Origin of the sequence: Bdellovibrio bacteriovorus, assembly GCF_048286975.1 — a bacterium.
GTDB lineage: Bacteria > Bdellovibrionota > Bdellovibrionia > Bdellovibrionales > Bdellovibrionaceae > Bdellovibrio > Bdellovibrio bacteriovorus_H.
Window position 1 is genome coordinate 77336 of sequence record NZ_JBLVRT010000001.1, and the last position, 13523, is coordinate 90858.

Here is a 13523-nt window from a genome sequence, read left to right on the forward strand (position 1 = left end):
CCACATGGTGTTTCTATCGGTAGGAGTTCATAAGAACTTGAGTCAATTTGAGGCGATTTTTGAAGACTTGAGGAGATCTATCGTTTGACGCTGGCCCAGAGTCGAAACAGACTTGGGCCCGGTCCGGTCGAGGGAAATTACTGTTCGGAGGCGGCAGATTCTGCCGGTTTTTCAGACGGAGTTTCGTTTTTGTGGGACAGAATACTGCCGGCGATCTCAGAAGGAGATGTCGTGTCCTTCATCATGCGCAGCTTTCTTTCGCTGATGGCGTCCTTCGTGACTTCGATTTTTGCGTCACGAATACGCTCGGCAATCTTTCTTTCAAATCCGTCATTTTTCGCATGGGGCTTGATTTCCGCCAGCAAATTCTCGAGGAAAATGACGTACGTCACTTGCACGACAGGCTTAAAAGCACGAGGATTCTTCAGGGCGTTGATCGCTTCGTCAGTAAGTTGACTGATCGTTTTTTCCCAGGACTCCAATTCATCCAGATTTGAACGCAAAGGAGACACCACTTTCTCGATCATCTCGTCATCATTGGGGCGTGCGTACACTGCCTGAAGTGCCTCTTTGAGTGGCACAGCTTTGCCGCTGGAAGACTTTTTCGATTCTTTAACCTTGTCACTGACCAGCTGATTCATCTGATCCAGATCCTTCAAGGCCAATTGAGAATAGTTAAACAGCAGACCCGCATGCGCCGTGCCGCTAAGAAACATAACCGCGAACATTGTTAAAAGGAAATTTGATTTATTCATAGAAGTCAGTTTAAAGGGGTCTTAGAGTGAGACAAGTCCTAATTAGCAGGACCTTGGACCGGGATTTTTTCCTTCCCTCTAAACTGAAAATGATGTCAATATAAAGGGGCTCAAAAAATTACAATCATCCATCTTGGAGGAAGACATTGAAAGCACTTAAGTTATTTGGAATTTCAGCACTGGCACTTACATTGGTAAACTGTGCCCCTTCAGCTAAACAACTCAAGGAAGCAGTAGAAAAAGATCCGAGCATCGTGTTCGCAGCGATCGAAAAAGATCCAGAACAATTCATTGAAGTGGTGAACAAAGCCGCTCAAAATGCTCAACGTAAAGCTCAGGAAAAAGCTGTTGCCGAAGAAGGCAAAAAGCGTGACGACGAATTCAAGAACCCATTGAAACCGGCTATCGAAGAAGGCCGCGTTATCTTTGGCCCTAAAGACGCTAAAGTTACTATCATTGAATACTCTGACTTCGAGTGCCCATACTGCGCTAAAGGTCACGCAACTGTTGATGAAGTGATGAAAGCTTACCCTAAGGACGTTCGCGTTGTTTACAAGCACCTTCCTTTGGATTTCCACCCAATGGCAATGCCTGCAGCTCAGTACTTCGAAGCTATCGCTTTGCAAGACGCTGCTAAAGCTGAAAAGTTCTACAACTTGGTATTCGAAAACCAAGGTGAGTTGAGAACTAAAAAAGAAGGCGCATTGAAAGATGCAGCTAAAAAAGCTGGCGCGGACATGAAGAAGCTTGAAAAAGATCTTAACTCTGAAGTGGTTAAGAAACGTATCGAAGCGGACATGGAAGAAGCTCGTAAATTCAACTTCTCCGGTACTCCAGGCTTCCTGATCAACGGTGTTTCCCTGCGTGGCGCTTATCCGTTCGCTGATTTCAAAGAAATCATCGACCGTCACTTGGCTGAAGCGAAGTAGTCTTTTTTAAAGATCGATCTTCAAAAACCCACAGTTTGAAAAAACTGTGGGTTTTTTATTTGCGCGGTCCAGGTCCAGCCACTACAGTAATCCTAACAACACCAAGGAGCTCCTATGAGCGCACACGCAAAGTCCATGATCCTTAAAGCGCAGGACGACCTCGATACCGCCAAGAAGCATTTGTCCGATGATACCCAGCACGATTTGGTGGGTTATAATCTGGCGCAAGCCTGCGAAAAGTTTCTGAAAGCTTTGTGTGAAATGCGCGGACTTGAATACCCTCACGATGACGAGGGTCACGATCTGGACGCCCTGATGCAGGTTCTGGAAGAAAGCAATTTTTCTGCCATTTCATCCCACGCGGACGTCATTGAACTGACTCCATACAACTCCCCTAGCGCCCACATCCGCAAAGATGAGCGCCTGGACATGGAAGAGTACATGGGATACGTCGAAAACTTGAAAAAGCTGGTCGGCGAACAACTTCGCCTTCTTTAGTCGCTATTTCCCGACAACGCCGTCGGAAGGGGCCTTTTCACCAACTGTGAGAGGCCTTTTAGAGGCGTTGCTAAGTTTCCACTGACCCCGTTCATTGCGCCAAAGCACCTGTGTTTCCCCGGCGCGCTTTAGTTTCACCATATAACAAACTTCATTGGCTTCCGCTCTGCGCGGGCGCTCCATCGGCAGACACAGGCGCTGCACCTGCGGGCTGCCACCGTCTTTCAGATACACGTAAATGTCTTCCCTGGTATTTTTAGACAGATCCACGGCGAAGGCATCCAGCACACAACGCAAACCCGGGCACTTCAACAACGCATCCAAAGACCTCTGGGCTTCCACCAAAGATAACAACTCCATTAGCGTGTCCCCTTCCCGCTTTTACCCGTCGAGGCTTTTACCGCTGGGGATTTACCCGAGCCATAAGTTCCCACCGGGGCCTTAGCCACCTTTCGACACTCCGGCGAAAGGACATATTCATCAAAGACCGCGTACCGCGTGTTCAACTGAGCACAAGCACTGGTGTCGGCGGGACAGGTCTGCCCCTGCTTCGCCAGATTGGCGCTGAACTTGGCCTGAGCTTCAGGCGATGCCATCACGCTGCAATTGATGCCCTCGTCCCACCCCGCGTCCACGTAATCAGCCCAGCGGAATTCCCTCACTTGAGTCCACTTGCCTTGAGAACAGCGGAAGTAAGGATTCGGGCCCTCGGCCAGCGCATGATAAAACAAAATGCCCTGATAGTTCGCCATGGCATCAGCATAGGAAATCGTCCCGGTGGACGCCCCACCTGAATAGCCTTTTTCAGACCCCAAACTGGAATGCAGGGCTGTGGACATACGATAGCCACTTTGACGATAAGGTGTGTAGAACTCAAAACCCTGATCGATGAAGTGCCCGAACTTATCGGTACCCACCAACTGGCCGTTTACTTTGACCGTCGAAGCCAGCTTCAGACGGTTGAAAATCCAGCCATTATCCAGAACTCCGTCATAGACTGACTGCTGTGCTGTCAACTCACGCTTGGCAATCTGCGAATTGTCTTCGGCCCAGGACTCCAAGGATCCAATAAAAAATCTCGCATCGTTCAGATCGTGAAACAGAATACGCAGCTTGCGCGGATCATTGCACGAAATGCCCTCAGAGCCTGCCTCGTCCTGCAGCTCCTGCAGACGCTTGTTCATCTCGCGATCAAAAATTTCAGTGCTGTCGGGAAGATTCTTGCTCCTGCCGGTCAAATTGTCCGTTTCTTTGGCCTGCACAGGCAGGCACACAGTCATTAACAGGAATGTCAGCAGGAAAGAAAACAGGATGCTCATAGGACTTCTTATCGGAGGAACGATAAACTCCTATGAGCGAAAAGAAAAAAGTGAATCAGACTTTTATTTGAAGGCGCAAAACAGATTTCGCGCCCGCTCTTATTGCTGCAGACTTACAACATCTGTAAACAGACCCAGAACTTCTTTGGGTTTTTCAATGCGTTTAAACAGGCTGTACTTGCGAGAGCAATTAAGGTTCAGGGACGTGTCAATATCTCTGTTCACGGAATAGATGAACGATTTGGTATAGATTTTTTGAGTCTCCAGATCCAGGCCCTTGTCATTATCAACAACACTCACCACTGTAAACTTCAAACCCGCTGGTAAAACAATCAAACCCTGAGCATTTACATACTGACTGTTGCGCAGGTTGTTTCCCACCAGACTGATGTAACAGTGGTCATTCTTGTATTGTGTATATAAAGACTGACTGGACCGGCTGTTCTGAGCATCAAAAACAATGTCTTTTTTTAGAACCAGCTGCATCTGTGTCTGAGCCAGGGAAGCACTTGAAAGCAGAGAAAGCCCCAGAGTGACAACAAATAAACGAAAAGTGGTAAGCATAAACATCCTTTCTGAAAGGAGCATATGCTTACCACAACTGTTTTGATACTGTCGGACCTATCAATGGGAACCTGGGAGTATATATAAATTCTCCCTGTTCCCAAAAAGCGCCGAAACGCCCGTGACCATTTATTTAAAGGCGTAAAGCAGGCTGCCACCCTTGATCAGGTTGATAACCTTATCACGATTGGCCTGGGAAACCGCCGGGCAACCCCAGCTACGCCCTTGAATCACGTTGGAATCCTGAACGTAACTTGCCCCGTGCACGACAATCGCGCGCGAGCGGGCATTGGAGTTCGTCGTGGACAGACCATCCAGGCGCAGGGAGTAACCGTTGCTGCCCTGATAAGTCTCTGCCGTTTTATAGAAGCCCAAAGAAGAGGCGTTGGAACCTTCAACGTTGCTGAACTTTTCTGCGAAGCCATCGTGATTGCTGTCAGAGCCTTTGCCGTGAGAAACGTGAACATTCCACACTGCGCCTGTTTTCATGTCGATGAAGTACCAGCGTTTCTGTGTGGACTTCTGACTGAAATCCAACACTGAGATCACCGCCTGATTCTTGAACTTCGCCTTGTTTTCGTGGAAGTACAAAACGGCTGTTTCCAAAGCTTTGGTCGGAACAATGTGATTTGGATCCAGATGCTGATACTGACTTAGCACATCGTCGTTGGGGTTTGTCGCAACAGGTGGTGGAGTTTCAGGTTCCACAATGCCTGGCGTTTCAGTGCTTGGCAGCTCGGTGCCACCTTGAGCAGAGTTTCCATCCGCCGGCTGTTGGGCTGCGGGTTCATTATTGGGATCATCTGGCAGAACCGGAATTCCAGGTCCGCAGGCTGCCAGCAGGAGTGTTGTGGAAAGTACTGCGAGTGTTTTAGCGCGTAAGAAAGACATCGTGCCGATCCTCCGTTGGTTGTTCACAGAGGAAATCGGTCACTCATATTCAAAACTTTAAAGACTGTGGAATTGGCTGAATATTTATCAGCGTTTCAGAGGGAAAGTGTCACCTTTATTGACACTTTCCCGACTAAAAAACAGGTCCAGAAAAACTGTCGAACAGATGCTCTGCTGGCCTTACTTCAGCGACGCAATGTCGATGACAAAGCGATAGCGCACATCCCCCTTCAACATTCTTTCGTAAGCTTCATTGATCTTGTCGATGGCAATCAGTTCAATGTCTGACGTGACACCTTTGGCGGCACAGAAATCCAGCATCTCCTGAGTTTCCGCGATGCCTCCGATCAATGAACCCGCAAGACTGCGGCGTGCGCCAATCAGAGGGAATGCGTGAATGGCTTCCGGCTTGTCAGGAACCCCCAGCAACACCATCGTTCCGTCACGTTTAAGCAGTTGCAGATGCGCGCCCAGATCAATCGGTGCCGACACGGTGTTGATAATCAGATCAAACTTGCGGTTGTACTTTTTGAAAGTTTCTTTTTCAGAGGTCGCTGCATAATCATGCGCTCCCAGACGATGAGCATCGTCTTTTTTCTTGTTCGAAGAACTGAGCACCGTCACTTCCGCACCCATCGCAGCAGCCAGTTTGACCGCCATATGACCAAGGCCTCCCAAGCCCATCACCGCCACCTTGCTGCCCGGACCCACCTTCCAATGACGAAGCGGTGAATAGGTGGTGATCCCCGCACACAACAATGGTGCCGCTTTATCCAAAGGCAGTTTCGGTGAAATACTCAGGACAAAATCCTGATTCACCACGATTTGCGTGGAATACCCGCCTTGAGTGACTGTCTTGCCATCTTTTTCAAGCGAGTTGTAAGTGCCGACAGAGCCGTTTTCACAGTATTGCTCAAGCCCCTCATCACAAGAGCTGCAGTGACGGCAGGAATCCACCAGGCAACCCACACCGACAGCATCACCGATTTTGAATTTCTTCACGTTGCTGCCGACTTTAACGACCTTGCCGACGATTTCATGGCCCGGAACCATCGGGAACTTGGAGCCGCCCCATTCATCACGCACCTGATGCAGGTCCGAGTGACAAACTCCGCAAAAGTGGATGTCGATCTGGACATCGTCGACGCCAGGATCACGACGCTCAAATTTAAAAGGTTTCAGAGGTTCTTTGGATTGGTATGCGGCGTAGGCATTCACAGGAATCATACGAGTTTCTCCTTCAAGATAATGAGAGGTTAGGCTCGTATTGAGGTCATGACAACCCATGACCCCGAGATTAAAACTTTGGCCCACAAAGAATGTGGGACTGCAGGAAACTACATTTTCAGAGGCAGCAGTGTCTCAGACAACTCGACTGATTCTGGAGTCAGATCCAGCACGAAAGGCGACACGCGCAAACCTTTTTGATGAGCTTCGCGCAGCAGACGACCATATTCCGGATCAATGTCATCTGCCGGAGAAAATGATCCGCAGTCGTGACGCTGGATTGTGAACACGATTTCCGCAGTGTGGCCTTGCTCTATCAACGCCATCAACTCGCGCAAATGCTTTTGTCCGCGCTCGGTCACTGCATCCGGGAACTTGGCTGTGCTTTCTTCTGCCAGGGTCACGTTTTTAACTTCGATGAAGTGCATTTTATCACTGTTGTTTTTCTTTAAGGCAAAATCCAGACGGGTTTCCGCGCTGATTTTATATTCCGGCTTTACTTCGTCAAAGGCCGCCCAATGAGCAAAGCCACCCACCACTTCTTTTTTGTGGCCGACAACATGATGAAGGGTTTCACGCACAACTGTATTTGGAGTGGCCGTGTTCACGCCCACCCATGAGCCCCCCGGAGACTTGATCATTTCCAGAGTGTATTTCAGTTTTCGTTCCGGATTGGTGCTTTCAGAGAACAGACAGTGCTGTCCGGGATTGTTCACGCTCTTCAAACTGCCGGTGTTGGGAACGTGGGCGGTCACCTGCTGCCCCTGGAATTCAATATCCGCAAAAAAGCGCTTATAACGCTTTAGAAAAATACCTTCTTGCAGCTTACTGTGAAACTTCATAGGAACCCCAATCTTCAAGTCAAAATCAACACCCTGAAATTAGTCCCTGAAAGGGCCTTTTGTCGACCCCTTTCAAAGCCCCCCTGCCCGCCCGCAACCTATTGTAAACCGTGGAAAAATCACACTGTTACGTGGCATCCTGTGACGACTGATTTTCAATACCGTTTATGCTGCGTGTTATCCCGTGCAAATGCTCTAGGGTGCGTCTAGAACGAGGTGTTTTAGATTTAGATATGAACAACGAAAGGAACTCTCGCAACATGGCAACTGATGTGAAACTGCCCGAGCTTGGAGAAGGCGTTACTGAAGGTGAATTGGTAAAATGGTTGGTAAAACCAGGCGATGCGGTCAAAGCGGACCAGGCTATCGCTGAAGTATTGACTGACAAGGCAACGGTAGAGGTTCCGTCACCGGTTGCGGGTGTCGTAAAAGATCTTAAATTCAAATCCGGCGACGTAGTTAAAGTCGGCGCGACTATGATCACTCTTGATGGTGCAGGCGCTGCAAAACCAGCAGCCGCTCAACCGGCAGCGGCAGCTCCGGCTCCAGCAGCTTCCACTCCAGCTCCGGCAGCAGGTGGCGGTAAAGCTCAGGATGTTAAACTTCCTGAACTGGGCGAGGGCGTGACTGAAGGCGAACTTGTTAAATGGTTGGTAAAACCAGGTGACTCTGTAAAAGCAGACCAGGCGATTGCTGAAGTTCTGACTGACAAAGCGACTGTGGAAGTTCCGACTCCAGTAGCTGGTGTTGTAAAAGAATTGAAATTCAAATCCGGCGAAGTTGTAAAAGTCGGTTCCACCATGATCATCCTTGAGGGTGCAGGTGGCGCAGCGGCTCCGAAAGCGGCTCCTGCAGCGGCGGCAGCTCCGACTCCAGCAGCAGCACCAGCGGCGAAAGCAGCGGCTCCAGTGGCGACTGCTTCCAGCGACATCTTCCCACCTGTGGCAGATTCCAAAGTATTGGCGACTCCGGCGACTCGTCGTCTGGCTCGTGAAATGGGCGTTGATATCAACTCTCTTTCCGGAACTGGTCTTGCTGGTCGCGTGACTCGTGAAGACGTTATGTCTTCCGGTGGTGGCGCTGCTCCGGCAGCAGCGAAAGCGGCTCCAGCGGCAGCTTCCATGACTATCCCTAAACCTTCTTACCAAGGCCCGGCGGGCGCAGCGGAAGAGCGCGTTCCTCTGATCGGTATCCGCAAGAAGATCGCTGAAAACATGCAGCGTTCTAAACACGTGATCCCGCACTTCACCATCATGGATGAAGCGAAAGTGGATGCGATGGTTGCTCTTCGCGAAAGCCTGAAAGAACACGCAGAGAAAAACGGCACGAAGATCACTTACCTTCCTATCGTCATGAAGGCTTTGATCGCTACGATCCGCGAATTCCCGATGTTCAATGCATCCATCGACGATGCCGCTGGCGAAATCGTTTACAAAAAGTACTTCAACCTGGGCTTCGCAGCAGACACTCCAAACGGCCTTGTCGTTCCAGTGATCAAAAACGCAGACCAGAAATCCATCCTGGAAATCTCCAAAGAGATCCTGGATCTTTCCAAGCGTGCTCGTGACGGCAAGTTGAAACCGGATGAAATGAAGGGTGCAACTATCACTGTGACGAACATCGGTTCTATCGGTGGCACATACGCGACTCCAGTGATCAACCACCCTGAAGTGGCGATCCTGGGCATGTACAAAATCGACGAAAAAGTGGTTCTGAAAAACGGCCAGGTTTCCGCGATTAAAGTTATGAACTACACGATGACTGCCGATCACCGTCTGATCGACGGCGCTGTCGCTGCAAGATTCCTTGCTGCCTTCATCGGCCGCATCGAAAACCCAGGCAAACTATTGGTGGAGTTGATCTAGCCGGCTCGCCCGGAGGAGGCTGAAGCACCGGCAGGTGTTTCAACCGGACTTAATTGGAGATTTATTATGCAAAATTTTGACGTAGTAGTTATTGGTGCGGGTCCTGGCGGTTATGTGGCTGCGATCCGTTCCGCACAACTTGGTTTTAAAACAGCAGTTATCGAACGTGAATTCCTGGGTGGCGTGTGCTTGAACGTGGGTTGTATCCCGTCCAAAGCCATGATCACTGCGACTCACCTTTTGCACAAAGCCCAGCACAATTTCAAAGAAATGGGCTTGAACATCAAAGGTGGCATCGACGTGGACATGAAACAACTTGTGAAATGGAAACAATCCGTTTCTGACAAGATGTCCGGCGGTGTGAATCAGCTTCTTAAAGGCTATGGCGTTACCATCATCAAAGGTGAAGCTGAATTCAAGTCTTCCAAAGAAATCTCTGTGAAGTCTTCTGCAGGGACTGAGTCAGTTCAGGCGAAATACTTTGTTGTGGCAACAGGTTCCCGTCCAATTGAAATCCCTGGTTTCAAATTCGACGAAAAAGACATCTGCTCTTCCACAGGCGCTTTGGCGTTTGATACCATCCCTAAGCGCGTGGCGGTTATCGGTGGTGGTTACATCGGTCTTGAGATCTCTTCCTACCTGCGCAAGCTGGGCACGGAAGTGACTGTGATCGAAGCACAATCCGCATTGTTGGCGGGTGTGGTTGATCCAGACTGCGCTCAGATCGTGACTCGCAAACTGACTAAAGCAGGCGTGAATGTTCTTTACGGAGCAAAAGCCAAAGGTCAGAAAAAAGTCAAAGACGGTTACGAAGTCACTGTTGAGATCAACGGCAAAGACGAAGTTGTAAAATGCGACAAGATCCTTGTGACTGTCGGCCGTCGTCCAAATGGCGATCAGGCAAACCTGAAAGCTGCTGGCATTGCCGTGGATGAGCGTGGCTTCGTGAAAGTCGATGCTCAACGCCGCACGAATGTTTCCAACATCTTTGCTATCGGTGATATCGCCGGTCAGCCGATGCTGGCGCACAAAGCATCCCACGAGGGTGTTCTGGTTGCTGAAGTGATCGCGGGGCATAACCGTGTTTACGATGCGAAAACAGTTCCGGCAGTTGTCTTCACCGATCCTGAAATCGCGGCAGCCGGCATGACTGAAGCTGAAGCGAAAGCCAAAGGTCACACCGACCTTCTGATCAGCAAGTTCCCGTTCGCAGCCAACGGCCGCGCGGTGAGCATGATGGAAACAGACGGTTTCGTGAAAATGATCGCTGATAAGAAAACCCACGTTTTGTTGGGCGTTCACATCGTCGGTCCGGAAGCTTCCAACTTGATCTCTGAAGCTGTTTTGGCGATCGAAATGGGTGCACGCATTGAAGACCTGGCACTTTCCATCCACCCTCACCCAACTTTGGGTGAAACAATGATGGAAGCCGCAGAGGCGACTTTGGGTCACGCGATCCATATCATTCAAAAACCTTTGAAAGCATAAGCTTTCTTCGAAAAGGCCGGCCCCAAGCCGGCCTTTTTCATTTCTGCCTTCGACCAACAGGCACAGTACAAATGATCGATAATTCCTACAGACAGTCGTGAGATTTTTGCCCGTTTCTCCCCCATCTGCCTTACAAATCTGTAAGTAAGTTCAAAAGTGCACCCACTTTCAGTCCATATCCGGTATGAAAGATGCCTAAATACGGATTAGATTATGGAATTAGCTTTAAACACACAGACATCCATCTATCGCTCACACCTTGTCGAGCTGGCATCCCTGCTGAAGTGCATTGGCATTGAAATGCGCGCCTATGACAACCCTCAAATGCGTTATTTTACCAAGCTGTCGCCTAGCCAGCAATCCTCTGTGACACAGGCACTGGAAGCCTATGTGGGCGCCCTGCGCTCGGAGTATTTGGAAAATAGTTTTTCCAACGAGCGTTTTGTTCTGCAGTTTCTGTTTCGCATGGGCATCGTTCCGCCATCGGATCTGCACGACACTCTGGACAAAGAAAAGTACATCCAGATCTACAATGCCGATCAATTCCAGATCTTCCGCTCCTTAAGCTGTTATGACCGCTGCTCCTTCACACTGGAACAACTGACGACGCACACCTGGTTTGACCTGTGGGAACGTGACAGCCTGTTTTATTACGCGTGCTTTGGATTGGCGGCCACGGCTTTGAAGATCGTAAAGTTCACAAAGCTGCGTCTGAGCTTCCCTTATCACCGCGTGACCGAGATCAATTCGGCCCATCAATTCTCTTTTGATTATCGCATCAAATCCCTGAGCGCCTTGACCCGTCAGGGAAAGCTGCAGGCGGCCCTTTTGATCGAAGACTGGAAGTTTTAGTCATTCTGACACCGAAAAACGACGGCACCATTCCTGCATAATTGCGGGGTACAAGATTTTTGTAGTCACAATGACACCTTTTTTGGGGGAAACGATGAAAAACCTATTCTTTGCAATACTAATTGTCTTTGGCTTGGCACCATGGGCTCAGGCTGATGTTTTGGAAAGCCAGTATCAGGACGCGGAAACAAGCTACATCCGCCCAGGACCGCGCCCAGCGCCTTATCCAGGCAACCCGCGCCCGGATCCATACCCACATCCAAATCCACGCCCAAACCCACCAGCTCCGTACCCGAATCCATATCCAGGTCCGGGCCCAGGCGTTGAATACATCACTTGCGAATCATGGAATTACTATTATCAAGAGTGCTACTTCAACCCGTACAGAATTCACTCTGTAAGACTTTACAATGTGATCTCTTACGATGCGTGCCTGTACAACAACACGTACGGCATCTATGGGGATCGCGTGTGGGTGAACCGCGGTTGCCGCGCCATCTTTGAAGTGATCCGCTACTAGGTTTCAGATACATTCAAACAAAAAGGCCGACCTTGCAGGGGTCGGCTTTTTTGTTTTTAACGCCAGTGATTTTCTAGCGAACGCGCAAGAAGGACTTGCGCTGATTCAACTGCATCAGTTTTTCAGCCACCTTATTCTGTCGACTTTTCGATGTGCGATCGACAAAGGCCACACCCGACGCTGATGATTTTAAGATCGAACTCACGTCGGCAAACACCGCCACCCCGCTTTGGCCAGGCAACAGTCCGCTGTAAACTCCTCCGTAACCCGTCACCCCTTGAGCACTAAACCCGGTGAACAGATTCGCGACGATCCCGGCACTGAGTGAGTCTGTACCCAGTGCATATCCCAGAACCACCTTGGAAGCCTGCAAATCCAGATTCAAATACAACTTCGAGACACGGCTGTCGCTGAGGGGAATGGAATACCACTCGTCCGCCTTCACTCCCATGACCGGGAACAGGGTTCCGTTGGGCAGTCCTTTTTCGGCCTGCAAAGCGGGAATCTTGGTCACCCGGGAAAAGTTCAATACCAGATCGATATCGGTAATCCCCGGTACCAGGGACGAGACATTGAGCATTCCCAGCATCTCCACTGGATTTTCCGGATTATAAATCGGCAACTGCACACTCATGATCTGCAGGTTGTTGGAGTCCACCTGGGTTTTTAGCGACACATACACGTCGCCTTGGGTGATTTTGGTGGAAAGGGCCGCCCCTTTAATAAGGCCTTCCTGCGAACAAGCGGCCAGGGTCAACACCGTGGCAGCCAGCAGCACTGATTTTTGAATCATGGATGAGATCATTGAAACGCACTCCTTGGTTGAACGAACAAACTTGCCCCTCCAGTTTCGGAAAAAGCCAACTGGACTAAAGGGGGGCTGTTTAAATCTTTACAAAGTCGAAACTCAGTCAGAATATTCTTTCAGGCCCTACTGTCTCAGGTTAAGAATTCCGCGCGGGAGATATTCATGAAAACTCAAATCGTTCTGACCACTTTGCTGTCCTTATCCACATCTGCCTTCGCAGCCGAAGCAGTTTCGGTCCAAAAAGCCCTGCCCGAGGTGGGCAGCAATCTTTCCGGGATCACATACAATTATGACAGTGATTCTTACTTCCTGATTCAGAACAATTCAGGAAACATTTTTGAGTACAAAGTCGACTTCACCAAACCCGTGCGCACGATTCGCATGACCAATCTGACTGACGCAGACACCGAAGACATCGTATATCTGGGCAACAATCAGTATGCGATCAGCACGGAATCAAACCAGGTGCTGATTTTGAAAATTGATGAGGCTCAAACGACGGTGGATGTTCGCGACTCCCGCGAAGATGTGCAACTGATGCAGCTCCCGGCGCCAGCGAAGCACAACAAGGGACTGGAAGGAGTTTGTTTTTCAAAGAAGCACAACACGTTCTATGCCGTTCAGGAGAAAAAGCCCAAGCGCATCTTTGAATGGGCCCGCCCTTCTCATGGCAATGACATCGCCGACGCTGCGGCTTTGGGTGTGAAAGAACCGTTCGATACCGAAAAAATTCTAAAACATGTGATGAGCGATCTGTCGGCGTGCATTTATGACGATAAAAATGACCAGTTGCTGCTGCTAAGCCACGAATCTTCCCGCGTGATGCGCCTGACTCGCCAAGGGCAGGTGGTCAGCACCATGGATCTGCCACTGCTTCCAGATCAATACGAAGGAATGACGTTCACCAAAGACGGAAAACTGGTCATCGTCAGTGAACCTAATATTGTAGTGATCTTGAAATAGAA

15 protein-coding genes are annotated in these 13523 nt (G+C 49.7%); 7 read left to right on the forward strand and 8 right to left on the reverse strand.

Going from position 1 to position 13523, the window contains the following annotated elements:
• Positions 1–137: 137 nt before the first annotated feature.
• Positions 138–755 carry a hypothetical protein gene (locus ACNQKP_RS00410; protein ID WP_417862076.1) on the reverse strand — a complete coding sequence of 206 codons (618 nt, stop codon included), beginning with the start codon at positions 753–755 and terminating at the stop codon, positions 138–140.
• 146 nt (positions 756–901) lie between these two features.
• Here ACNQKP_RS00410 and ACNQKP_RS00415 point away from each other — a divergent pair, with 146 nt between their 5' ends.
• Both ACNQKP_RS00415 and ACNQKP_RS00420 read left to right on the forward strand, forming a co-directional pair.
• A complete protein-coding gene (locus ACNQKP_RS00415; protein ID WP_041576989.1) occupies positions 902–1684 on the forward strand; it encodes a DsbA family protein in 783 nt (260 codons plus the stop codon).
• 114 nt (positions 1685–1798) lie between these two features.
• Positions 1799–2182 carry a HEPN domain-containing protein gene (locus ACNQKP_RS00420; protein ID WP_417862079.1) on the forward strand — a complete coding sequence of 128 codons (384 nt, stop codon included), beginning with the start codon at positions 1799–1801 and terminating at the stop codon, positions 2180–2182.
• A gap of 3 nt (positions 2183–2185) precedes the next feature.
• On the opposite strand, the gene ACNQKP_RS00425 is transcribed toward ACNQKP_RS00420, so the two are convergent.
• From ACNQKP_RS00425 to sfsA, 6 genes are all read right to left on the reverse strand, one after another.
• The gene (locus ACNQKP_RS00425) at positions 2186–2542 is read right to left on the reverse strand and encodes a hypothetical protein (RefSeq protein ID WP_417862080.1); all 357 of its coding nucleotides are present in this window, start codon (positions 2540–2542) and stop codon (positions 2186–2188) included.
• Positions 2542–3501, reverse strand: coding sequence for a TonB-dependent receptor (locus tag ACNQKP_RS00430; protein WP_417862082.1), 960 nt, complete (start codon positions 3499–3501; stop codon positions 2542–2544). Before ACNQKP_RS00430 ends, ACNQKP_RS00425 begins: the two co-directional genes overlap by 1 nt.
• A gap of 99 nt (positions 3502–3600) precedes the next feature.
• Entirely contained in the window at positions 3601–4065 is a 465-nt protein-coding gene (locus tag ACNQKP_RS00435; RefSeq protein WP_417862084.1) for a hypothetical protein, read from the reverse strand.
• Between the two features lie 129 nt (positions 4066–4194).
• Positions 4195–4956, reverse strand: coding sequence for a murein L,D-transpeptidase catalytic domain family protein (locus ACNQKP_RS00440; RefSeq protein WP_417862085.1), 762 nt, complete (start codon positions 4954–4956; stop codon positions 4195–4197).
• Positions 4957–5136: 180 nt separating this feature from the next.
• Positions 5137–6183, reverse strand: a complete 1047-nt coding sequence (locus ACNQKP_RS00445; RefSeq protein WP_417862087.1) for an NAD(P)-dependent alcohol dehydrogenase — start codon at positions 6181–6183, stop codon at positions 5137–5139.
• Positions 6184–6293: 110 nt separating this feature from the next.
• On the reverse strand, positions 6294–7025 hold the full coding sequence (gene sfsA / locus ACNQKP_RS00450) for a DNA/RNA nuclease SfsA (protein ID WP_417862088.1): 732 nt from the start codon (positions 7023–7025) through the stop codon (positions 6294–6296).
• Between the two features lie 233 nt (positions 7026–7258).
• On the opposite strand from sfsA, the gene ACNQKP_RS00455 reads away from it, so the two are divergent.
• The 4 genes from ACNQKP_RS00455 to ACNQKP_RS00470 all read left to right on the forward strand — a co-directional run bounded on the left by ACNQKP_RS00455 (position 7259) and on the right by ACNQKP_RS00470 (position 11750).
• Positions 7259–8890, forward strand: a complete 1632-nt coding sequence (locus tag ACNQKP_RS00455) for a 2-oxo acid dehydrogenase subunit E2 (RefSeq protein WP_417862090.1) — start codon at positions 7259–7261, stop codon at positions 8888–8890.
• Positions 8891–8956: 66 nt separating this feature from the next.
• The gene (gene lpdA / locus ACNQKP_RS00460) at positions 8957–10378 is read left to right on the forward strand and encodes a dihydrolipoyl dehydrogenase (RefSeq protein WP_417862091.1); all 1422 of its coding nucleotides are present in this window, start codon (positions 8957–8959) and stop codon (positions 10376–10378) included.
• Between the two features lie 213 nt (positions 10379–10591).
• Entirely contained in the window at positions 10592–11230 is a 639-nt protein-coding gene (locus tag ACNQKP_RS00465) for a hypothetical protein (RefSeq protein ID WP_417862093.1), read from the forward strand.
• Positions 11231–11324: 94 nt separating this feature from the next.
• Positions 11325–11750 (forward strand): DUF3011 domain-containing protein, encoded by a 426-nt coding sequence (locus tag ACNQKP_RS00470; protein ID WP_417862095.1) that lies wholly within the window; start codon positions 11325–11327, stop codon positions 11748–11750.
• Between the two features lie 73 nt (positions 11751–11823).
• On the opposite strand, the gene ACNQKP_RS00475 is transcribed toward ACNQKP_RS00470, so the two are convergent.
• On the reverse strand, positions 11824–12555 hold the full coding sequence (locus tag ACNQKP_RS00475) for a hypothetical protein (protein ID WP_417862096.1): 732 nt from the start codon (positions 12553–12555) through the stop codon (positions 11824–11826).
• Positions 12556–12720: 165 nt separating this feature from the next.
• Between ACNQKP_RS00475 and ACNQKP_RS00480 the strand changes: the two genes are divergently transcribed.
• Positions 12721–13521 carry an SdiA-regulated domain-containing protein gene (locus tag ACNQKP_RS00480; protein WP_417862097.1) on the forward strand — a complete coding sequence of 267 codons (801 nt, stop codon included), beginning with the start codon at positions 12721–12723 and terminating at the stop codon, positions 13519–13521.
• The last annotated feature ends 2 nt before the right edge of the window (positions 13522–13523 follow it).

What these genes read in the sequence shown, in the direction of transcription:
- ACNQKP_RS00430 (WP_417862082.1), bottom strand. Translation starts at nt 3,501, where the DNA reads ATGAGCATCCTGTTTTCTTTCCTGCTGACATTCCTGTTAATGACTGTG.
- ACNQKP_RS00435 (WP_417862084.1), bottom strand. Translation starts at nt 4,065, where the DNA reads ATGCTTACCACTTTTCGTTTATTTGTTGTCACTCTGGGGCTTTCTCTG.
- ACNQKP_RS00475 (WP_417862096.1), bottom strand. Translation starts at nt 12,555, where the DNA reads ATGATCTCATCCATGATTCAAAAATCAGTGCTGCTGGCTGCCACGGTG.
- ACNQKP_RS00480 (WP_417862097.1), top strand. Translation starts at nt 12,721, where the DNA reads ATGAAAACTCAAATCGTTCTGACCACTTTGCTGTCCTTATCCACATCT.
- ACNQKP_RS00445 (WP_417862087.1), bottom strand. Translation starts at nt 6,183, where the DNA reads ATGATTCCTGTGAATGCCTACGCCGCATACCAATCCAAAGAACCTCTG.
- ACNQKP_RS00420 (WP_417862079.1), top strand. Translation starts at nt 1,799, where the DNA reads ATGAGCGCACACGCAAAGTCCATGATCCTTAAAGCGCAGGACGACCTC.
- ACNQKP_RS00440 (WP_417862085.1), bottom strand. Translation starts at nt 4,956, where the DNA reads ATGTCTTTCTTACGCGCTAAAACACTCGCAGTACTTTCCACAACACTC.
- lpdA (WP_417862091.1), top strand. Translation starts at nt 8,957, where the DNA reads ATGCAAAATTTTGACGTAGTAGTTATTGGTGCGGGTCCTGGCGGTTAT.
- ACNQKP_RS00455 (WP_417862090.1), top strand. Translation starts at nt 7,259, where the DNA reads ATGAACAACGAAAGGAACTCTCGCAACATGGCAACTGATGTGAAACTG.
- ACNQKP_RS00425 (WP_417862080.1), bottom strand. Translation starts at nt 2,542, where the DNA reads ATGGAGTTGTTATCTTTGGTGGAAGCCCAGAGGTCTTTGGATGCGTTG.
- sfsA (WP_417862088.1), bottom strand. Translation starts at nt 7,025, where the DNA reads ATGAAGTTTCACAGTAAGCTGCAAGAAGGTATTTTTCTAAAGCGTTAT.
- ACNQKP_RS00410 (WP_417862076.1), bottom strand. Translation starts at nt 755, where the DNA reads ATGAATAAATCAAATTTCCTTTTAACAATGTTCGCGGTTATGTTTCTT.
- ACNQKP_RS00465 (WP_417862093.1), top strand. Translation starts at nt 10,592, where the DNA reads ATGGAATTAGCTTTAAACACACAGACATCCATCTATCGCTCACACCTT.
- ACNQKP_RS00470 (WP_417862095.1), top strand. Translation starts at nt 11,325, where the DNA reads ATGAAAAACCTATTCTTTGCAATACTAATTGTCTTTGGCTTGGCACCA.